Consider the following 20,991-nt stretch of genomic DNA (forward strand, 5'->3'; position numbering starts at 1 on the left):
CCTTATTTCACCGCGCCAAAGGTGAGGCCGCGAACGAGTTGTTTCTGGGAAAACCAGCCAAGCACGAGGATCGGCGCAATCGCCATCATCGAGGCCGCAGACAGCTTGGCCCAGAACAGGCCCTGCGGGCTGGAGAAGGAGGCGATGAAGGCCGTGAGCGGTGCCGCATTGGTGGTGGTGAGGCGAATGGTCCAGAAGGACTCGTTCCACGCCAGAATGATGTTGAGAAGCAGTGTGGAGGCAATGCCGGGGATCGCCATCGGCGTCAGCACATAGACGATCTCGTTCCACAAGGATGCGCCATCCATGCGTGCAGCTTCGAGGATTTCGCCCGGAATTTCCCGGAAATATGTGTAGAGCATCCACACCACAATCGGCAGGTTAATGAAGGTGAGCATGATGGTGAGCCCGATGCGCGTATCCAGGAGCCCTGCATTGCGGAACAGAAGATAGATCGGCACCAGCACGGCAACGGCCGGCATCATCTTGGTGGAGAGCATCCACATCAAGATATCCTTGGTGCGCTTTGTCGGCGAAAAGGCCATGGCCCAGGCAGCCGGAATGGCGATGATGAGGGCGACGATGGTGGAGCCAACCGACAGGATCACCGAGTTCATGAAGGGCTTGAAATAATCACGCTGGGTGTTGACCGTGATGTAGTTTTCAAACGTGCCCGATGGCCAGAGGCTGAAGCCCGCAATGGCTTCCGGCTCCGTCTTTAAGGACGTGAGAAACGCATAGAGGATGGGGAAGAACAACAGAAGTGCTAAAGCCCAGGCAACAATGGTGAAGCCGATTTTGGAGCGCGTCGAGACATTACGAGCCATGATCCGTACTCCTATCGATCGAGGNTTTTGCCGACGGCGCGCATCAGGAAGATGGCGACGATATTGGCAAGGATAACGGCGATGATGCCGCCTGCGGACGCACCACCCACATCATAGCCAAGCAGCGCCGTGCGGTAGATGAGGAAGGCGAGATTGGTCGAGGCGTAGCCCGGTCCACCATTGGTGGTGACGAGAATTTCCGCGTAGACGCCAAGCAGGAAGATCGTCTGGATGAGAATGACCACGGTAATAGCGCGGGCCAGATGCGGCAACGTCAGATAAATGAAGCGGCTGAAGAAGCTCGCGCCATCCATCTCAGCGGCTTCCTTCTGCTCGCCATCCAGCGATTGAAGGGCTGTCAGCAGGATCAGCGTTGCGAAAGGCAGCCACTGCCATGCAACAATGATGACGATGGACAGCAGCGGAAACTGCGAGAACCAGTCGATCGGCTGCGCCCCGAAGAACCGGCTGAGGTCTGCCAGCACGCCGTAACCGGGATGCATGATCATGTTCTTCCACACGAGTGCGGCCACCGGTGGCATGACGAAAAACGGCGAGATGACGAGAATGCGCACGATGCCCTGCCCGAAAATGGGCTGGTCCAGCAACAGCGCAAGGCCGATGCCGCCGATGATCGTGATCAGCAGCACGCCGCCGACGATGACGAGCGTGTTCCAGATGGATTGGAAGAAGGCCGGGTCGGTGTAAAAATACTGGTAATTGAACAGGCCGGCAAAGCTGACATTGGCCGGGTTCAGCAGATTGTAATTCTGGAAAGAGAACCACAGCGTCATGGACAGTGGCACGATCATCCACACCAGAAGCATGACAACCGACGGCGCCATCATCAACCGCGCCAGATTTTTAGTGTTTTGCGTCGCCATGCGGCTCCCTCCCAATTCGGAACCGCGCGGTCAATCACGCGGAACGCTTGGCATTTTCTTGTTCTGAACGGGTAGCAATCGGTATCTGTGAAAAAGTCTGTTCAGCAAACGCGCCGCCCGGTCATCACGACCGGGCGGCTGTTTTCGGGAGGATTACTTGATGTATCCCGAGCGCGTCATTTCGCGCGTGGCTGTGGACTGGGCGCTGGCAAGCGCATCATCAACGCTGGACTGACCGGCAACCACCGCCGAGAACAGCTGACCAACCGTGGTGCCGAGCGACTGGAACTCAGGGATCGCTACGAACTGACCACCTGTGTAAGGCACAGGCTTGACCGTTGGCTTGGTGATATCGGCAGCATTCATGGCAGCAAGCGTCGGTGCTGCAAAGCCTGCGGCCTTCTGGTAGTCAGCGTTCTTGTAGAGCGAGGTACGGGTGCCAGGAGGCACGTTGGCCCAGCCATCCTTGGAGGCGACGAGCTGCGTGTATTCCTTGCTGGTTGCCCAGGCAATGAACTTTTCGGCGGCTTCAGCCTTCTGCGAGCTCTTTGGAATGGCGAGGTTCCAGGACCAGAGCCAGTTGCCATGGTTCTTCATTTCGCCCTGCGTTGGGAAGAGTGCATAGCCAACCTGATCGGCGACTTTGCTATCTTTAGGGTTCGATACGAAGGAGGCTGCAACCGTGGCGTCGATCCACATGCCGCATTTGCCCTGCTGGAACAGCGTCAGGTTTTCGTTGAAGCCGTTGGACGATGCGCCCGATGGACCGGCATCCTTCATCAGGTCAACGTAGAACTGAAGCGCGTTCTTCCATTCAGGCTGATCGAACTGTGGCTTCCAGTTTTCATCAAACCAGCGGCCGCCAAAGGAGTTGGTCAGCGCCGTGATGAAGGCCATGTTCTCGCCCCAACCGGCCTTGCCACGAAGGCACATGCCATTCACATCGGCCGTGCGGTCGGTGATCTTGCGGGCTGCATCGCCAATGAATTCCCAAGTTGGGTTTTCAGGCATCTTCAGGCCTGCNTTTTCAAACAGATCCTTGCGATACATGATCATGGCGGATTCACCGTAGAACGGTGCAGCGTAAAGCTTGCTGTCGACCGTCAGGCCACCTTTGATGGATGGCAGCATGTCTGCGACGTCATAGCCTTCGCCCAGCTTTTCAAGCGGCAGAAGCCAGCCCTGCTTGGCCCAGATCGGCACTTCGTAGTTGCCGATGGTCATGATGTCGTACTGACCGCCATTGGTAGCGATATCGGTGGTGACGCGCTCACGCAGGACGTTTTCTTCCAGCGTGACCCATTCAACCTGTATATCAGGGTTTTTGGCAGTGAATTCGGATGTCAGTCCCTGCATGCGGATCATGTCACCGTTGTTGACGGTGGCGATGGTCAGCGTTTCTGCAGAAGCGAGGCCCGAAAAGGCGAGAGCCGAGCACGCGCCCAGCAGAAGTGTCTTCAATGTCATGATCTTCCTCCCAGAAGAAGTTAGTGAGCATTCGCTTTGCTCTAGGGCAAATACTCACTTTTGGGAGACGGAAGTCAAGCACTTACCTGCGCTGCGATGCACAAGGAATAACTAACATACTGAAATAACGATGATATTTCTGCTCAATCTCTGAGCAAATATTCGGCTGAAGCCTCATCCGTTATCACGCCATTGAGCAGGCCACCGCGCAACGCGGCGAGAATGGCAGGTGANTTTTGCTTGCCCTGGGCAATACCGATCACCGTGCTTGTCTCGCGTGGTGGCAGGGGAACGGAGGCGACACGATCATTGATCGGCGTGTCGAGGATCCGGCCATCCCGGTCGAACGACCAGCCGCAAATCTCGCCCGCACCGCCTTTGGCTATGAGGTCGCGCATTTCCTGAACCTCAAGAAAGCCATCGACGCAGAGCGGCGCGTCCTCTGCCAACTGACCGACACCGACGAAGGTCACATCGGCAGCGGCACCCAGTGCGAGCGTGGAGCGGACCATGGACTGATCATGCAGCAATTCCCGCTCTTCCGCCGACGAACAGAGAACCGGCAAAGGCATGGGAAAGTGCCGCGCCTTGATGGCATCGGCCATGCTGAAGATGACGTTGTAATAGGCCGCAGAGCCATCCGGCCCGATATTGCCGGTCAGCGAGACGATGCGGTGTTGCGGGCATTCCATCGGTGGCAACTGATCGACCGCCGCTTTCAGCGTTCGGCCCGTGCCGATGGCCAGCACGATGGGGTCTGTCTTGCGCAGCCAGCGTTCGATTTCCGCCGCTCCCGCCTCGGCAATGCCGACGGTGGAGGAAACGCCAGCGGGATCGCTTGGTACGACCTCGACATATTTCAGCGAAAACCGTGCCCGCAGGGCCTCGCTTTTTTCCAGGCAAGCGGCAATGGGGTGGTCGAGCCGGACCTTGATCAGTCGTTCGGCAACCGCCAACGACACGAGGCGCTGCGCCGACTGGCGGGAAATGCTCATGGCGGCAGCGATCTCATCCTGCGTGCGACCGGCAACGTAATAGAGCCACCCGGCCCGCGCCGCGTCATCTAGCCGTCCACCTGTTTCGGATCGTTTGGCCATATGCCTGCCCTTACGTCATATTTCCACTGTGCTGACATTTTTCTAGAGCCCATGTCAAACGCGGCGAGGCACGCTCACCCCAACAATGGTCCGACCACGAAATAAAGCGTGGCTTTGGCAATGCCATAAATCACGCCGCTGACGACCGCCAGCGAGATCACCGATAGAACACCGCCGATAAGGGCAAACAGGCCGTCGCGTTCCAGAAGAGCGAAGGAAAAACAGCATATTGCGATAGCGGGCAGGATGTTGCCGAGTGGAATGGGCAGGGCCAGAATGACCGCAAGAAGCAGACAGACAAGGCCAATCAGACGCTCGCATACCGGCAAAAGAAGGACTTCCATGCGCGGCTTCAGAAGCTTCTGAACCCACAGCAGAACAGGGACGATCTTTTGAACGACGCGGGCGAAATCTTCCCGCGCCAGCGAACGATCTGAGATCATGCGTGGCAGCCAAGGACTCTTTCCTGCGAAAAGCTGGGCTGCCAAAAAGACCAGCGGCGTTCCAGTTATCGCCGATGTCCCGGGCGGTGTCGGCACGATGTTGGGCAGCGCAAAGACCAGCATCAACGCGCCGAAGGCACGATCGCCCATGGCAGACAGAAGATCGCCGACGGCAATGCGCTCACGGCTTTCATCGCTGGCAAGCCCTTGCAGAATATCGACAAGGCCGACTTTCGGCGTGGCGGGTTCCGTCAATGCCAGATCGGCATCATCGACCGAACCGGATAGAGCGGGATTGTCCGACAGGCGCAGCATAGGGTTTCAACTCCAAGATTATGGCCCCCGCTGTAACAGAGCAATGGCGGCAGCAATACGACATCTGCCTCACATTGTCGTTGTTTCGCTAACGGCGCAGTCTCGGGTCGAGCAAATCCCGCAAGCCGTCGCCCAGCAGATTGAAGCCGAGAACCGCCAGCGCGATTGCCAAGCCGGGGAGGATCGCGAGCCAGGGCGCGGCGGACAGATAGGTCTGCGATTCCCACAACATCCGGCCCCAGGTAGGTGCGGGCGGTGGCATGCCGAGACCGAGGAAGCTGAGGCCCGCTTCGGTCAGGATAGCAAGACCCAGCTGGATGCTGACCTGCACGATGATAAGGTTGGTGAGGTTCGGCAGAATGTGGGTGAAGGTAATACCGCCCCTGCTCCGCCCCAGGCTTTCCGCCGCCAACACAAAGTCCCGCGCCCATAATTGCAGAGCCGCCGCACAGGTGAGCCGAGCAAACACCGGCACCATGAAGGTGGCGATGGCGACGATGGCAGTGAAGCGGCCGGAGCCGATNAAAGCACCCAGCATCATCGCCGNAAGGATGGGTGGCAGTGCGAAGACGATATCGCAAAGACGCATGAGCAAAGCCTCGACGACACCGCGTTGCGCGGCGGCAAAAATGCCGACGAGCGTGCCGATGGTCGCGCCGATGGCAACCGCCACGACGGCGGTAGAGAGCGAATTCCACGCCCCGACCATCAGCATCGAGAGAATATCACGCCCGAACTGATCGGTACCCAACAGACCCTGCGTCAACGGCGGCTTTAACTTGGCGACGATGTGCATCTTCGTGGGTATCTGCGGTGTCCAGACGAGCGACAGCAGCGCAATGGCAACAAGAGCGCCGGTGATGATGGCACCAGTGAGAAGAGGGACACTGCGGCGATTGAAGCGTCTCATGCAGCACGCGCCCGCAACCGCGGATCAATCAGCAGATAGGCCATATCGACAAGGAAATTCATCACGATGACCAGCGCGCAGAAGAAGAGCACGACCGATTGCATGACGACGATGTCTCGCTGTGTCAGCGCCTGATAGGCGAGACGCCCGAGCCCCGGCAGGTTGAAGACGTTTTCCACCAGCACCGTACCTGCAATCAGGAACGTGAATTGCAGGCCGATCATGGTGATGACGGGAATCAGAGCATTGGGCAGAACGTGTTTCCACAAGGTCGCGGCCTCACCAATGCCCTTGGCGCGAACAGTCCGCACGAAATCCTCGCTCATCACCTCCAGCATGGCCGAGCGGCAGACCCGCGTCAGCACACTGGCTTGAGAGAAGGCAAGCGCCACCGCCGGAAGAACGAGCGCCTTCAATGCCACATCCGCACCTGCCTGCCAGCCCGGAAAGCCGCCTGCGGGCATCCAGCCGAGTGTGGTGGAGAAGAGAAGGATGAGCAAAAGCCCGACCCAGAAGCCGGGCACGGCGATGCCCGCATGGGAAAACAGACCGCACAGAAAATCGATCACGCCGCCTCTGTATCGCGCGGCCATGACACCCAACGGCAGGGCGATGAGGATGGACAGGCCGACGGCGATGAGAGCGAGTGGCAGGGTGACGGTAAGCCTGTCGAGGATGAGCCCCGCCACTGGAACGCCGTAAGTATAGGATTGCCCCAGATCGCCTCGCGCCATCGCCGCGAGCCATTGCAGGTAGCGCAGCACGAGAGGCTGATCGAGACCCATCTGCNTTTGCAATGCCGCAAGTGTATCGGGACTGGCCGAGGTGCCGAGCATGATGGCGGCGGGGTCTCCCGGTAGCAGGCCCATGACGGTGTAGATGAGGAAGGATACGGCGAGCAGGGTGAGAAGGAGGCCGAGGATGCGTTTGACGATGAGGGCGATCATGTTGAGGCCCGTATATGACGGTGGGTGGGGCTTANCCCCCTCTGTCCTGCCGGACATCTCCCCCTCATGTGGGGAGATCGGAAAGACGCGCCCTCGTCACCCAATCCGCAGCGTTCAAGGTGGCCGGAAGATCGCCGCTTATCGATCTCCCCCTTTGAGGGGGAGATGTCCGGCAGGACAGANGGGGGTAAGCCCCACCCACCATCACTATACGGCNAACNAAACATCACTCTTCCCAATGCACATCCGTCAGCACGTTGGACGGGATCGGCTCATTCTCCCACAGACCCTGTANTTTTTTGTCCCACACGCCGAGCTTCGGCATGACGAAGAGGAAAAGCGCTGGCACATCCTGCGCCAGAATTTTCTGTGCATCCTGATAAAGCTCTTCCTGCTCGACGGGATCAGCGGTCAGTTCGACATTCTTGATGATCTCGTTGAAGGTCGGGTTCTTATAGTTGAAATAATAGGGATCGCGCGAGAATATATCGATATCCATCGGTTCCGCATGGGCGACGATGGTCATTTCGTAATTGGCGCCCTTCAGCACATCCGATACCCATTTGGCCGGAAATTCCGTGGTTTCGATGGTCATCGTCACGCCGATTTCGGCAAACATCGCTTGCAGGACCTGCGAGGTGCGCTGTGCGTAAGGCATCTGCGGTGCCTTGATGGTGAAGCTCAGCCCGTTGGGATATCCCGCCTCAGCCAGCAGCGCCTTCGCCTTTTCCGCATCATAGGACAGAACGCCGGTCGTATTCACATAGCCGCGATCATTGGGCGTGTAATGGCTGCCGATGGCCGTACCGAAGCCGGACCATGCGCCTTCTATGATGGTGGCTCGATCCACCGCCATCATCAAAGCCTGGCGAACGCGCTTGTCGTTGAAGGGTTTGACGGCGTTGTTCATGCCCGCAACGACCTTCAGCTCGGTGTTGCCGATGAAGGTACCGAGCCGCGCATCGCCCTCGAAAGACGCCATCAGCTCTGGTGCGCCGAATTCGGGAAAGGCATCGACATCGCCGGATTTCAGCGCAGCGGCTTGAGCCTGCGGATCGGGAATAAAACGGAAGGTGGCCTTATCAAGCGCGACGGTTACATCCTTGTTCCAGTAATCCATGTTGCGCGCCAACTCGACCTTGTCGCCCTTGGCCCAATTGACGAACTTGAACGGACCGGTGCCGATGGGTATCGTCTTGTTGGTTTCGGCAGACTTGGTGCCGACCATGACCGAAGCGGGCCAGCCGAGCCAATAGAGCAGGCTGCCAGAGGGCTGCTTCAGTTTGAGAACAAGCGTCGTTGCATCAGGCGTTTCGATGCTGCTGATGGCCGCAAAGAACCGCTTCTGCGGATTGACGGAGGCGTCACCACGCGCGCGCTCCAGCGACGACTTGGCGACAGCGGAATCGAAAACCTCTCCATCGTGGAATTTCACGCCCTCATGCAGCTTGAATGTATAGGTCTTTCCGTCTTCGGATATTTCCCAGCTGTCTGCCAGTTGCGGCTGAATCTTGCCATCCCTGTCGATCGTAACGAGCCCTTCGAAGATGTTCTGCCATGTGACCTGCCCGATGAAGACGGGCGCGGCGACGGTGGGATCGAGGCCCGACGGTTCGCCGCCCATGCCGATGACGATGGAGTTTTTAGCGGCTGCAAACACCGAGGTCGCGGGCAGCATGGCTGAAAGAGCAGTGGCGACGGCAAGGCCAAGGGCCAAACGGCGTGTGAATTTTGCAGATTGCGAAAGAGTGCTGCGGATCATCGTCAACTCCGGTCGAGTGGTGCGAACATTTTGTGTTCAGCGCGTTGCGAAAATCGCTACACGACATCAGAGGTAAAAATCAACCGTCTATTTTGGCAGGTTGCCCATGAAGGTCTCGATGAAACCGGCAAGCGTNGCGGCCGCAAAGGACAAGTCACGGTCTGGTGCAACGCAAAGTTCCATATGTGTGCGCACGCCCTTGGTACTGCTCAAAGGTATCGCCACCATCTGCCCGGACTTGATTTCGCGGGCAACGGCAAGTGCCGGAAGAAGCGTAACGGCTGCGCGGTCCAGCACCAATTCTTTCAGCAACTCAAGCGAGCTGGCGGTGAAGACCGGATCGAGAGTGACACCGGCTTGCGCAAATAGCGCGTCGAAGGCTTGCCGTGCCGCGAATGNTTTTTCCGGTAACGCCAACGGCATATTGGCGATTTCTTTCAATGAAATCGAAGGTTTACCTGCTAGTGGGTGCTCTGCGGGAAGGATGACATCATAGCAGATTTCCCGCTTTGCGAGGATTTTCACCTCGGAGGTTTCAGGCGCAAACAGCGTGATGGCGATGTCGGCCTGTGCCGTAACAAGCGCATCAATAGCCTGACGGGCGCTGGTGATATGGACATCGAAACGCAGCTTCGGATAGGTCTGGCTGAATTGCGATAGCGCCGGTGCCAGCAGGCTGGCGACTGTTGCGCCATTGGCATAGATCGTGGCGCGCCCACGCTCCAGCCCCTTGAGATCATCGATCAACTGGTGAACGTGACCAAGTTCGCGCAGAGTCTTTCCGGCACGTTCCGCAAGAAGCTCTCCCGCTGCCGTCAAGGTCACGCCACGGCTGGAGCGCTCCACCAGCGGCGTGCCGAAATACTCTTCCAGATTTTCGATCTGGCGGCTGACAGCGGTGGGCGCAACATTGAGATTTTCCGCCGCCGCGCGCATGGAACTGGTGCGGACAAGCTCATCGAAATACATCAATGCGCGTAGATTCATGGTGGNTTTCCGNTTTCTAATGGGCCGTCATACCGGGCTAGACCCGGTATCCAGCGCGATCAAGTCCTTGATCGCAGAAGACTCTATTCGTCTTGCAGACGCAAGACGGCTGGACCCCGGATCAAGCCCGGGGTGACAGAAGAGTGGGAGAATAACCACGCCTCAATCGCGCACAAAACCCTCACTCGCCACCAGCAACTGCCGTGTGTAATCCGCCTGAAACTCTCGACTTTCCAGCGCCTCCACATCCAGCATTTCCACCACCTTACCGCTTTTCATGACGGCAAGACGGTCGCACATGTGGCTGATGACGCCCAGATCGTGGCTGACCATGAGGAAGGTGAGGCCACGGTCCTTGCGCGCCTGTTCCAGCAAGTTGAGGATTTCGGCCTGAATGGAAGCGTCGAGCGCCGATGTCGGCTCATCCAGCAGCAGGATTTTCGGCTCCAGAATCAGCGCACGTGCAATGGCGATGCGCTGGCGCTGGCCGCCGGAAAGTTGATGCGAATAGCGGAAGCGGAAACCGGTTCCTAGGCCGACTTCATCCAGCGCACGGGTGATACGGCCTTCCTTGTCATCCATGCCGTGGATCGTCAGAGGCTCCAACAGCAGCGCGTCCACCGTCTGGCGCGGATGAAGCGAGCCATAGGGGTCCTGAAACACCATCTGCACATCGCGGTAAAAACTCNTTTCGCGAAACTTGCTCTTGTAGGTCCGCCCCTCGACCATGAGGCTGCCCTCGTCGAAGTGGTTGAGACCGGCAATGGCGCGCAGCAGGGTGGATTTGCCTGAGCCGGATTCGCCGACGAGCCCGAAAGATTCGCCCTGAGCGACATCGATACTGACCCCATCCAGCGCGATATGGCCTTCGAAATCCACCAGCAGATCGGTGACGGACAGAACTGTGGTCATAGGCGCCACTCCACCTGACGGTCCAGAACCGGCAGCGGATGCCTGTTCTCACCAATCTTTGGAAGGCAGTTGAGCAGCCCGCGGGTATAGGGATGCTGGGCATTATCCAGATTGGCCGCCTGAAGCTCTTCCACCACGCGGCCCGCATACATAACAATGACGCGGTCGCAAAAGGACGAAACCAGCCGCAGATCATGCGAGATGAAGATGAGACCCATGCCGCGATCCCGCACCAGCTTGTCGAGAATGCCGAGCACTTCCAGCTGCACGGTCACGTCAAGCGCCGATGTCGGTTCGTCGGCAATCAGCAGTTCCGGGCCGCAGACCAGCATCATGGCAATCATCACACGTTGGCCCATGCCGCCGGAGACTTCGTGCGGGTAAAGACCGAAAACACGCTCAGGCTCGCGAATCTGCACGGCCTCCAGCATGTCGAGCGCCCGCTGTTTGGCCGCCGATGTGCTGATGCGCTCATGCGTCTGCAAGGTCTCCACGATCTGGCGACCGATCGGCATGACCGGGTTCAGCGAATATTTCGGGTCCTGCAGAATCATGCCGATGCGCTTGCCGCGAATACTCCGGCGCTGCTTAGCTGAGGCTTTCATGAGATCGATATCGCCGAAACGCAAGGCATCCGCCTCGATTTTTGCGGCTGACGGCGTCAGACCCATGATGGCGCGGCCGGTCTGGGACTTGCCGGAACCGGATTCACCGACGATGCCCAGACGTTCCTTGCCAAGCGTAAACGAGACGCCGCGCACCGCTTCCACAAGCCCTGTGCGGGTGGGAAAGCTGACGCGCAGGTTTTCGACGGTCAGAAGCGGCGCACTCATTGGCCTGCCTCCTTCGGGTCCAGCGCATCACGTAGACCATCGCCCAACAGGTTGAAGCCCAGGCTGACGATGAGGATGGCAATGCCCGGCATGGCCGCAACCCACCATTGGTCGAGAATGAAGCGGCGACCGGATGCGATCATCGCGCCCCATTCCGGCAGCGGCGGCTGTGCGCCGAGGCCGAGGAAGCCGAGACCAGCTGCCGTCAGAATGATGCCTGCCATATCCAGCGTGACACGCACGATGAGCGATGACATGCACAGCGGCATGACGTGTTTGAGCACAATGCGCCACGGCGACGCGCCCATCAATTGCACCGCTGCGATGAAATCGGAATGGCGGAAGGTCATGGTTTCAGCGCGGGCAATGCGGGCATAGGGTTGCCATGAGGTGATGGCGATGGCGAGCACCGCATTCTCGATGCCCGGCCCGAGTGCCGCAACCAGCGCCAGCGCCAGAACAAGCTTGGGGAACGCCAGAAAGATATCGGTGATGCGCATAAGGACTGCATCCACCCAGCCACCGGCATAACCGGCCACCGTTCCGACGATGAGGCCAACGGGGGCTGCAATGATGGCAACCAGCAGAACCACGAATAACGTCAGACGCGACCCATGGATGAGGCGCGAGAGGATATCGCGGCCCTGATCGTCCGTGCCGAGCAGATAGCCTGCGCTGCCCGGAGGCAACAGGCGGGCATTGCGCAGATCACCCTGAACAGCGGAATGCGGGGCCAGCACATCGGCAAAGATCGCGACCAACACCAATACGAGAATGATGCCAAGCCCGGCCAGCGCCAGCCGGTTTTCCGAAAAGCGCCGCCAGATGACATAGGCGCGGCCAAGTCGTGCCTGCCTGCGCGAGGCGGGGCGATCGGACAGCAGCCATTCGCGGCTATAGGGTTTCAAGGGGGTCAAAGCTGTCGTCATCGGCTGCGCGTCCTTGGATCGAGCGTCCGGTAGAGCAGATCGGACAGGAGATTGATGCTGATGAAGACAGCGCCGATCACGATGGTCCCGCCGAGAACGGCGTTCATATCCGCATTCTGCANGGAGTTGGTGATGTAGAGCCCCAGGCCCGGCCAGGAGAAGATGGTTTCCGTCAGGACCGACCCTTCCAGCAGACCGGCATAGGACAGCACGATAACCGTCAACAGTGGCACGGCAGCGTTGCGCAGCGCGTGAAACCAGATGATGCGGGTTTCAGACAGGCCCTTGGCACGGGCCGCGACGATGTATTCCTGGCTCAATTCATTCAGCATGAAAGAGCGCGTCATGCGGCTGATATAGGCCAGCGAAAAGTAACCGAGCAATCCGGCAGGCAGAATGATGTGGCGGAAAAGGTCCCACAGCACATCCCACTGCCCCTGCCAGAAGGCATCCAGGAGGTAAAAGCCGGTGACGGGGGTGAAGGTGAATTCGTAGACGATATCCATGCGCCCGGGGTAAGCGACCCAGTTCAGCTTGGCGTAAAACACCAGCAGCGCCAGCAGGCCGAGCCAGAAGATCGGCACGGAATAACCGACGAGACCGATGATACGCACGATCTGGTCGATGATACTGCCGCGCTTGACGGCGGCGAGAACACCGAGCGGAATACCGAAGACGGCACCGATCAGCGTGCCGATGGTGGCAAGCTCGATTGTGGCGGGAAAGACCCGGATGATATCGGTCATAACAGGGTTGGTTGTGAGGACAGACGTGCCGAAGTCGCCGGTCAACGCCTGTTTGATGTAGAGGAAAAACTGCTGCCAGAGCGGCAGATTGAGGCCGAGTTCTTCGCGCACTCGCTCTATCACATGGGCAGGCGCACGATCCCCCACGATCGCCAAGGCGGGATCGATGGGGATAACGCGACCGATGAAGAATGTAACCGCCAGCAACCCCNAAAAGGTGGTGATGACGGTAACGAGGAAGCCGAGAACGGCGGTCAGGCGCTTGTTGGCGCGGCTTTTGCCGCGCCTTGGCCTTGGTACTGTTTCAATAATGGTCACTGAATCAATCCTGCCGGACTATTCCTTGGAGACCGGGTAGACATAGTTGGTGTCGAAGCTTGGTCCAAGCTTCAGACCTTTGACCTTGTTGGAGAAGCCGGCAATTTCCGTCTTCTGTTCGATCACGACGAACGGGCCGCTTTCCAGAACCTTTTTCTGAAGGTCCTGATACATGGCCGCACGCTTGGCGTTGTCTTTCTCCAACAAAGCAGCCTGCGTTTCCTTTGTCAGTTCAGGAACGTCCCAGGCATTGCGCCATGCCAGCGTCTTGTTCTTGCCTTCGTCCGAGTTGTCGTAATTGATGGTGAAGGTTTCAGCATTGGAGTTCGGGTCGAAATAGTCGGAANCCCAGTCACCGATATAGATGTCATGCTGGCGAGCGCGATACTTTGTCAGAGTCTGCTTGCCATCGCCGGGAATGATTTCCAGCTTGATGCCAGCCTGCGCCAATGTCTGCTGCATGTTTTCCGCAATGCCGGTAACCGGCTGCGTGTTGCGCACATCCATGGTTACCGTAAAGCCGTCTTTCAGACCAGCCTTTGCCAACAGTTCCTTCGCCTTCGCGACGTCCAGCTTGTAAGGGTTTTCATCCAGCGCACCGAGCTGCCCCTTCGGCAGGAAGGTCTGGTGTATCTCACCGATGCCCTTGATGATGGTCGCACCGATACCTTCGTAATCGACAAGATACTTGAAGGCCTCAACGACCTCAGGCTTTTTCAGGTTCTCGTTCTTCTGGTTCAGGCCGAGATAATAGACCGTACCCTTGGGTGCAGAGATAACAGTGAAGCCTTCCTTCTTGGACACGGCTTCCATGTCGCCTGGCTCAAGATTGCGGGCAACATCGATATCGCCATTTTCAAGCGCCAGACGCTGACCGGAGCTTTCCTTCATGTGGCGGTAGACGACGCGCTTCAGCTTTGGCTTTTCAGCGTAATAATTCGGGTTGGCCTCAAGAATAACGGCTTCGTTGGCCTTCCAGCCAAGAATTTTGTAAGGGCCGGAACCGGCGTAACCGGTCTTGAGGAATTCGTTGCCGAAATCGCTGTCATATTTGTAATCGGCGCTTGGCGTCACCGCCTTCGCCTTCTCCATCACCAGCTTCTTGTCCACCACCGAGGCAACCGTTGCCGTTAAAACGTTGAGAACGAAGCTTGGCGCATAGGGCTTGTCAACGGTCAGCACAAAGGTGTTGGCATCGGTTGCCTTCGCCTTTTCTGTGACGTTATCGCCGTTGAGGCCGAATTGCGTCAGAAGGAAAGCCGGGGATTTATCCAGCTTGACGGCACGCTCCATGGAGAAAGCGACATCTTCTGCACTCAGCGGATTGCCAGAGGCGAATTTGAGGCCCTGCTTCAGCTTGAACGTGTAGGTCAGACCGTCTTCGGAGGTCGTCCAGCTTTCGGCCAGATCACCCTTCACCTTGGACGTATCAGCGATATCGATGGAAACGAGCTTGCTATAGGTGTTGCCGGTGACTTCCGCAGTCGTAATCTCGAACGCCTCGCCCGGATCGAGCGAGATGATGTCATCGATGGCGAAACCTTCGACCAGCGTATCGGCAGGCGTTGCCGCAAAGGCTTGTGGCGCTGCGAGAGAAAGCATCGAAAGAGCCACGCTGGTGGCGAGGATGCGGGCGGCTTTGTTGAGCGATTTGTTCATCGTCTTCCCCTGTTTGTATCTCGGTGTCTACTCGGTCTCAGGCTGGTTCGTGCCATGCCTGAGCCAAAACGCGCAGCCAGTTTTCCCGGCAAATTTTAGCAAGGTCTTGATCAGCGTATCCCGCAGATTTGAGCGCGGCAACAAGATTATTGTTGCCACTGGCATCGCGGATTTCCGTTGGGATGGTCGCGCCATCGAAGTCCGAACCCAGTGCCACGCAATCGATGCCCATGCGTTTGACCATGTAATCGATGTGCTGCACCATGGCCGAAATCGGCGTGTTGGCGTCATCGCGCGCATCCGGGCGCAACATGGTCACGGCGTAATTGAGACCGACCAAACCCTTGCTCTCCTTGATGGCGTCCATCTGCTTATCGGTGAGATTGCGGGCCACGGGCGTGAGCGCATGGACGTTGGAATGGCTGGCGACCAAAGGCTGATCGGTGGTTTTCGCCACGTCCCAGAAGCCNTTTTCGGTGATATGCGCGAGATCGATGAGGATGCCGAGCCGGTTGCAGCGCTTCACCAGCTCGAAACCGGCATCGGTCAGCCCTGGCGCCGTATCCGGCGACATGGGATAGGCGAACGGCACGCCGTGGCCGAAAATATTATGGCGGCTCCAGACAGGGCCGAGCGAGCGCAGCCCTGCGGCATAGAACACATCCAACGCATCGAGATCGGCGGCAATCGGCTCGCAGCCTTCCATGTGCAGCACTGCTGCAAACACGCCGTCTGCCATGGCTTGGCGGATTTCGACGGTCGAGCGGCACAGCTTCCAGCCGCCCGCCTGATCAAGACGTAGCGCAATCGCAGCCTTTTCCAGCGCGATATCGAGCGATGGCTGGCGCTCGAGCGGTGCCGCAAGCGGGGTGATGTAGTGGCCTGATGCGTCGGGCTCCTTGAGGATCAGATCACCAGAGGGAATGTAGATGGCGCAGATGCCACCTGCCAATCCGCCCGCCTTGGCGCGCGGCGCATCGATATGGCCTTCATATGTACCCTGCATGAACTCGGCGACGGGATCGCTTCCCATTTTGGCGTTGCGCCACAAACGCAGGAGGACATCATTATGACCGTCGAAAACAAGTTGCATGCAGGAATTCCAAAAGGCGGGGTCGTTTTTTATATTTAAAGCCATGAGCTTAGCGATAAGCTCGATGCCGGGGTACGCTGTTGGTGATGATCCTAGGCCCATCCTCTTCGGCTTCGCAAGTCAAAAAATGTGCAGGGTGNAAAAATGACCAGAGCGCGCCTACCGGCGATTGATAGCTGTCAGGAATGCCACCCGTCACCGCCCNTTTTCAGCATCGGCGTCTGAAAAACCCTTTGCACCCTGCCGGTCCATTGCTCGCCGAAACTGGCCAGNTTTTCCTGCCATCTGTCAGATTGCAGCATGGCGGCACCGATGACGACGGGCTCGATGTTGGACGCGGCAAGAAGTGAAAGACCGGCGATGATGGAGGTGCCGCTGGAAATCACATCATCCACCAGCGCAACTCGCTTGCCCTCCAGTAGTGGAAGCATGCGTGGGTCGATATAGAGCCGTTTCTGCTGTTGCGTGGTGATCGAAGACATGGGCACGGACAATTCGTCCAGATACCAGAATTTTCGCGACGTCCCGAGCGGCACGTAGCGGCTGTGGCCAAGGTGGCGTGCGACTTCTGCCGCAAGTGTCAGGCCAAGCGTGGGAAGACCGACGATGACATCGATATCGAAAGGCTTGAGCTTCGCCGCGAGATTTCCCGCCAAAGCTTCGACAACAGGGAAAGATGCCTGATTGACGATCAGCGATGCGAGCGCATGTTCCCCATCGGCTAGCGGGCGGATCGGCAGGCGCAATTGCCTGCCATCATCGAGCGTCACCGGGAAGGAACCGGAATGGGGACCGGCGAGATCGAAGCTGCCGGGCGCATGGATATCCTGCCAGAATTCGTGCGGCTTCATGACCATTCCTTTCGCGGCGATATTATTTCCGTTTTCTCAGTCGGTACTATTAANTTTCANGGGCTTCTGCACTAGAAAAAGAAGCCCGTTTTGCTTTCGCAAGGAAAGACCGCCCATGACCCCGCTCGCCCGGTTCGGAAACGACCTGCCTTTTCTGACCGCTCTGCGACACGACCTGCACGCCCACCCGGAACTGGGTTTCGAAGAAGAGCATACCAGCGCGCTGGTTGCCAAGCATCTGGAAGAGGCCGGGATTAGCGTTCATCGGGGCCTAGGCGAAACCGGCGTCGTCGGCACCCTTCAGGTGGGCAATGGCACCCGCCGTATCGGCCTGCGCGCGGATATGGATGCGCTCGCCATGCCTGAGATGGCGGAGCGGCCCTATAAATCCACCATCCCCGGCAAGATGCACGCTTGCGGCCATGATGGACACACGGTGATGCTGCTGGGTGCTGCACGTCACCTGGCCACGAGCCGCAATTTTTCCGGCACCGTGCACTTTATTTTCCAGCCTGCCGAAGAAGGACGTGGCGGCGCGAAACAGATGGTGGAGGACGGTCTGTTCGACCTATTCCCCTGCGATGCCGTCTATGGCCTGCACAATATGCCGGGGCTGGATGTTGATGAAATGGCGGTGGTCGAGGGACCACAACTGGCGTCCTCCGATAGCTGGCGCGTGACGTTCAAAGGGGTCGGCACCCACGGTGCAAAACCGCATCTGGGGCGTGACCCGATCACGGCAGCGGGGAGTTTTCTGGCCGCGCTGCAAAGCATCGTCGGGCGCGTGGTCGATCCGCTGCAACCGGCTGTCGTCAGCGCCTGTTCGGTGCAGGCGGGTGATCCCAAAGCGCTCAATGTCATCCCTGATGTCGTCGAGATCGGCGGCACGGCGCGGGCTTATTCGGCTCATGTTCGTGACCAGTTGGAAGAGGAAATCGGGCGGCTGGCAGCGGGAACCGCCGTCATGTTCGGCATCGAAGCCAGCTACGACTTCATCCGTCGCATACCTCCCGTCATCAATGATACGGATGCGACAAGCCGCGCCCTCAAGGCGGCGCAAAGCGTTTTCGGAGAGAAAGCACGGACAGCCTTTCCACCCTCGACGGCTGGCGATGATTTCTCGTTCTTCGCCAGCGAGGCTCCCGGTTGCTACGTCTGGCTCGGCAATGGCCCTGCCGTCGATGGCGCGCTGCACCACAACACGTCTTATGATTTCAACGACGACGCGATCGTATCAGGCGTTGCGTTCTGGACGAGTTTGGTGGAGCAGGAACTGGCCGCGGAATGATCGCCTTTAGTCCAGAACCTCCAGCACCGGCGTCTCCATTACCCTTCCCGAGACAACATCGGCAATGCCCATATCCGTCTGGTGCGGGCCGATATTGCAGGCGAGTGTGGCACCGAAGCAGGCTTTGAAGACGAGATAAGGCGGCTGCCACTCCACGATTTGACCGACGGCATCGCGCACCGACTCGAAACCGGAAGCGACATCCACCAGAGGCGCATCCGAGACGAGGCCGGAAAGTGGAAGCGCAAGCAAGGCAGTCACCTTGCCGCCGGATGCGGCAGCCATGCCGCCACCAGCCTTGATGATGGCGTTTGCGGCGACCGCCATATCATTAGCATTACCGCCAAAAACCGTAAGGTTGTGGCTGTCATGTGCGACCGTGGTGGCGAATGCGCCGTCCCATTTTCCCCAACCGGTGAGGAAACCGGTTCTGGTGATGGGATCGGCCTTGCCGTGGCGGTGGGTGACGGAGATCATGGTTGCGCCCTCCGGCGACACCACGAAACCGTTTTCCACGGCGGCTTCCGCCTCACCCCACTGTGTGAAACGCGGCTTGTCGATGGTGGCGAGTTTGACCCTGTTGCCCTCGGACTTGACCTTGAAATCGGAGGGGGAGCGAGGTGTGAGCTTCACCGAGTGCTTGAGCGGTGCTGCATCCATCTCGGTTAGATCGACCAGCATCTTGCCAGCTTCTGCAACGGGCGTGCCGCTGGCCAGAACATGTCGCGCTGAGAATTGCGACAGGTCTTCGAAGACGGCGATATCGGCCCTACGACCAGCTGCGATCAGGCCGAGATCATTGCGTTGGAGACGCATGGCCGCATTCAGCGTGGCAGCGCGCAGAGCCCATTCCGGTTTAAGGCCGTAGCGCACCAACCGCCTCACGACATCATCCAGCCCACCGNTTTTTGCGAGATCATCAGGGNAAACATCGTCGGTGCACAGTGTCAGCGTTTGCGGCAGATGGCCCAGCGTATTCAGCGCCTCCACGAATTCCGGCAGAAGATGATCGTGCGAACCGCGCAGCTCTATCGTGAGCCCTGCCCGCAACTTTGCCATGAGGTCGGCAGCGGAGGTGAGTTCGTGATCCGACGTGATANCCCCTGCCATGAAGGCGTTGAGATCGGCACCTTCAAGACCGCGTGCATGGCCGCAGATCAGCTTGTCGGAAAACAGGCCTTCCTGAAGAATGGCGCTCATGCGCGGTTCACGCTCGATCACGCCGCGCATATTCATGACCTCGGCGACGCCACCGACTTCAGGCCAGAACAGCATTTCGGCCATGGCCGAGGCATCGAAATCACCACTCGCCTGTTCCAGCCCCGGCGCTGACGGCACCGACGATGGTGCGAGAAGGATGGCCCGCAACGGCAGCCCCTTGCTGGCTTCTACCGCCCAGCGCACGCCATCGATACCGTGGACATTGCCGAATTCATGCGGGTCCCAGACGATGGTGGTGANCCCGCNGGGGACAATGGCACCGGCGTAGGCCGCGGACGTTACCATGGAGCTTTCGACATGCATATGCGTGTCGATCAGCCCCGGCGAAACGAAAGCGCCCGTTGCATCCAGAACCTGTGCGGCATCTGTGCGGGTTCCAGCCGCGTGGACGCTGGCAATCAGCGGACCGACGATACCGATATCCGCCAAACGAAGCTCACCGGTGACAACATCGACAAGCGTGCCACCGCTGATGAGGATATCGAAAGGCTGGTCGNCGCGCGCGGCGGCAACAGTGCGGGCGCGCAACGCATCGTCATTCATCCCGTCACGATCAACGATAAGAGTCTGCTCTTTCATCGGCTGGCCTCCTGACGCAGGGCATCGAGAATGATGGATTTGGCACGCGCGGCATCGACCGTCTCTGCATATTGCGCGTTGAAACTTAACGCATGGGCGGCGCGCGCTTCGACAACGGTGCGGCCACGTGTGAGGCCGCCGTGAAGTTCGATATCGATGCGCGCCGTTTTCCAGCCGATGCAATCCGGTGCCACGAGGGCAACGGCTGCACAGGGGTCGTAAAGCGCCATGGCATCTCGCCCGCGACTGGTGGCGATGTTGATGAAGCCTTCCAGCATATCGGCAATCAATGCGGCATTCTTTCCACCGGCCGCGCGGATGGGCGCAACATCGGATAGCCCGGCGGCGACCTTGCGGCAGAGATCGAGATCGACCATGCGCAGGGGCAGGCCGTGGGCGATGACAATGGCAAGCGCTTCGGGATCGGCGAAGGCATTGAATTCCGCAGATGCCGTATGATTGCCAGCCGTGACGCCGCCACCCATCCAAATCAGGTCTGTGATGCGGGCGGCAAGGTCTGGTCTTGCGAGGCAGAGCGCGGCGATGTTGGTGACGGGGCCCAAAGCGAGAATACGCTTGTCTTCGCTGCCCTCTCCCAGCCAGTCGCAAAGCGCTTGAAACGCTTCGCTGTGCGGCAGATCGGCAGCGTTGGGCAAGCCCGCGCCAACCGTTGGAATGCCGGTATCTCCGAGAATGGTTTGTGCTGTCTCGAGCTTTCCGAGCACGGGATTTTCGCGGCCCATATGGATGGCGAAGTCCCAGCCAAAGGCCATTTTCGCGCTGGCAGCATTGCGGCGCACCTGCGCAAGCGGTGCGTTGCCGAACACCAGCGAGAGTCCATCTATCTGAAGTCCATGAGACGTCGCCACCATGATGGCGGCGATGTCATCGAAGCCCATGTCGCAATCGATCCAGATACCCAT

At 58.7% G+C, this 20,991-nt stretch carries 19 protein-coding genes; 1 reads left to right on the top strand and 18 read right to left on the bottom strand.

The window, feature by feature from the left end:
- Window positions 1-2: 2 nt before the first annotated feature.
- The 16 genes from CUC55_RS22250 to CUC55_RS22330 form a co-directional block, all read right to left on the bottom strand.
- Window positions 3-827, bottom strand: coding sequence for a carbohydrate ABC transporter permease (locus CUC55_RS22250; protein ID WP_067651158.1), 825 nt, complete (start codon window positions 825-827; stop codon window positions 3-5).
- An 11-nt stretch (window positions 828-838) separates the two neighbouring features.
- Window positions 839-1,711 (bottom strand): carbohydrate ABC transporter permease, encoded by an 873-nt coding sequence (locus CUC55_RS22255; RefSeq protein ID WP_103089152.1) that lies wholly within the window; start codon window positions 1,709-1,711, stop codon window positions 839-841.
- A 153-nt stretch (window positions 1,712-1,864) separates the two neighbouring features.
- Window positions 1,865-3,178 (bottom strand): ABC transporter substrate-binding protein, encoded by a 1,314-nt coding sequence (locus tag CUC55_RS22260; RefSeq protein WP_103089153.1) that lies wholly within the window; start codon window positions 3,176-3,178, stop codon window positions 1,865-1,867.
- A 143-nt stretch (window positions 3,179-3,321) separates the two neighbouring features.
- Window positions 3,322-4,275: a sugar-binding transcriptional regulator gene (locus CUC55_RS22265; RefSeq protein WP_103089154.1), complete on the bottom strand. Its 954-nt coding sequence runs from the start codon at window positions 4,273-4,275 to the stop codon at window positions 3,322-3,324.
- A gap of 74 nt (window positions 4,276-4,349) precedes the next feature.
- A complete protein-coding gene (locus CUC55_RS22270; protein WP_067651166.1) occupies window positions 4,350-5,033 on the bottom strand; it encodes an exopolysaccharide biosynthesis protein in 684 nt (227 codons plus the stop codon).
- Between the two features lie 88 nt (window positions 5,034-5,121).
- Window positions 5,122-5,943, bottom strand: a complete 822-nt coding sequence (locus CUC55_RS22275) for an ABC transporter permease (RefSeq protein ID WP_103089155.1) — start codon at window positions 5,941-5,943, stop codon at window positions 5,122-5,124.
- On the bottom strand, window positions 5,940-6,890 hold the full coding sequence (locus tag CUC55_RS22280; protein WP_103089247.1) for an ABC transporter permease: 951 nt from the start codon (window positions 6,888-6,890) through the stop codon (window positions 5,940-5,942). The genes CUC55_RS22275 and CUC55_RS22280 overlap by 4 nt, the downstream gene beginning before the upstream one ends.
- A gap of 226 nt (window positions 6,891-7,116) precedes the next feature.
- A complete protein-coding gene (locus CUC55_RS22290) occupies window positions 7,117-8,652 on the bottom strand; it encodes an ABC transporter substrate-binding protein (RefSeq protein ID WP_103089157.1) in 1,536 nt (511 codons plus the stop codon).
- 87 nt (window positions 8,653-8,739) lie between these two features.
- Window positions 8,740-9,639 (bottom strand): LysR family transcriptional regulator, encoded by a 900-nt coding sequence (locus CUC55_RS22295; protein WP_103089158.1) that lies wholly within the window; start codon window positions 9,637-9,639, stop codon window positions 8,740-8,742.
- A gap of 162 nt (window positions 9,640-9,801) precedes the next feature.
- The gene (locus tag CUC55_RS22300; RefSeq protein ID WP_103089159.1) at window positions 9,802-10,551 is read right to left on the bottom strand and encodes an ABC transporter ATP-binding protein; all 750 of its coding nucleotides are present in this window, start codon (window positions 10,549-10,551) and stop codon (window positions 9,802-9,804) included.
- On the bottom strand, window positions 10,548-11,384 hold the full coding sequence (locus CUC55_RS22305; protein ID WP_067651180.1) for an ABC transporter ATP-binding protein: 837 nt from the start codon (window positions 11,382-11,384) through the stop codon (window positions 10,548-10,550). The genes CUC55_RS22300 and CUC55_RS22305 overlap by 4 nt, the downstream gene beginning before the upstream one ends.
- The gene (locus CUC55_RS22310; protein WP_067651183.1) at window positions 11,381-12,313 is read right to left on the bottom strand and encodes an ABC transporter permease; all 933 of its coding nucleotides are present in this window, start codon (window positions 12,311-12,313) and stop codon (window positions 11,381-11,383) included. Before CUC55_RS22310 ends, CUC55_RS22305 begins: the two co-directional genes overlap by 4 nt.
- Window positions 12,310-13,377 carry an ABC transporter permease gene (locus CUC55_RS22315; protein WP_103089160.1) on the bottom strand — a complete coding sequence of 356 codons (1,068 nt, stop codon included), beginning with the start codon at window positions 13,375-13,377 and terminating at the stop codon, window positions 12,310-12,312. The genes CUC55_RS22310 and CUC55_RS22315 overlap by 4 nt, the downstream gene beginning before the upstream one ends.
- 18 nt (window positions 13,378-13,395) lie before the next feature.
- The gene (locus CUC55_RS22320) at window positions 13,396-15,036 is read right to left on the bottom strand and encodes an ABC transporter substrate-binding protein (protein WP_103089161.1); all 1,641 of its coding nucleotides are present in this window, start codon (window positions 15,034-15,036) and stop codon (window positions 13,396-13,398) included.
- 37 nt (window positions 15,037-15,073) lie between these two features.
- Window positions 15,074-16,129 carry a dipeptidase gene (locus CUC55_RS22325; RefSeq protein ID WP_103089162.1) on the bottom strand — a complete coding sequence of 352 codons (1,056 nt, stop codon included), beginning with the start codon at window positions 16,127-16,129 and terminating at the stop codon, window positions 15,074-15,076.
- Between the two features lie 179 nt (window positions 16,130-16,308).
- Window positions 16,309-16,986 carry a phosphoribosyltransferase gene (locus tag CUC55_RS22330; RefSeq protein ID WP_103089163.1) on the bottom strand — a complete coding sequence of 226 codons (678 nt, stop codon included), beginning with the start codon at window positions 16,984-16,986 and terminating at the stop codon, window positions 16,309-16,311.
- 109 nt (window positions 16,987-17,095) lie between these two features.
- Between CUC55_RS22330 and CUC55_RS22335 the strand changes: the two genes are divergently transcribed.
- On the top strand, window positions 17,096-18,268 hold the full coding sequence (locus CUC55_RS22335; protein ID WP_067651198.1) for a M20 aminoacylase family protein: 1,173 nt from the start codon (window positions 17,096-17,098) through the stop codon (window positions 18,266-18,268).
- A gap of 6 nt (window positions 18,269-18,274) precedes the next feature.
- On the opposite strand, the gene CUC55_RS22340 is transcribed toward CUC55_RS22335, so the two are convergent.
- Window positions 18,275-20,068: an adenine deaminase gene (locus CUC55_RS22340; RefSeq protein WP_103089164.1), complete on the bottom strand. Its 1,794-nt coding sequence runs from the start codon at window positions 20,066-20,068 to the stop codon at window positions 18,275-18,277.
- Window positions 20,065-20,991: a nucleoside hydrolase gene (locus tag CUC55_RS22345; RefSeq protein ID WP_067651204.1), complete on the bottom strand. Its 927-nt coding sequence runs from the start codon at window positions 20,989-20,991 to the stop codon at window positions 20,065-20,067. The genes CUC55_RS22340 and CUC55_RS22345 overlap by 4 nt, the downstream gene beginning before the upstream one ends.

Origin of the sequence: Agrobacterium bohemicum (assembly GCF_002896715.1) — a bacterium.
GTDB classification, from domain to species: Bacteria; Pseudomonadota; Alphaproteobacteria; order Rhizobiales; family Rhizobiaceae; genus Agrobacterium; species Agrobacterium bohemicum.

Excerpts from the sequence above, each read along its gene's own strand:
- CUC55_RS22310 (WP_067651183.1), bottom strand. The coding sequence starts at position 12,313 with ATGACGACAGCTTTGACCCCCTTGAAACCCTATAGCCGCGAATGGCTG.
- CUC55_RS22270 (WP_067651166.1), bottom strand. The coding sequence starts at position 5,033 with ATGCTGCGCCTGTCGGACAATCCCGCTCTATCCGGTTCGGTCGATGAT.
- CUC55_RS22345 (WP_067651204.1), bottom strand. The coding sequence starts at position 20,991 with ATGGGTATCTGGATCGATTGCGACATGGGCTTCGATGACATCGCCGCC.
- CUC55_RS22335 (WP_067651198.1), top strand. The coding sequence starts at position 17,096 with ATGACCCCGCTCGCCCGGTTCGGAAACGACCTGCCTTTTCTGACCGCT.
- CUC55_RS22250 (WP_067651158.1), bottom strand. The coding sequence starts at position 827 with ATGGCTCGTAATGTCTCGACGCGCTCCAAAATCGGCTTCACCATTGTT.
- CUC55_RS22305 (WP_067651180.1), bottom strand. The coding sequence starts at position 11,384 with ATGAGTGCGCCGCTTCTGACCGTCGAAAACCTGCGCGTCAGCTTTCCC.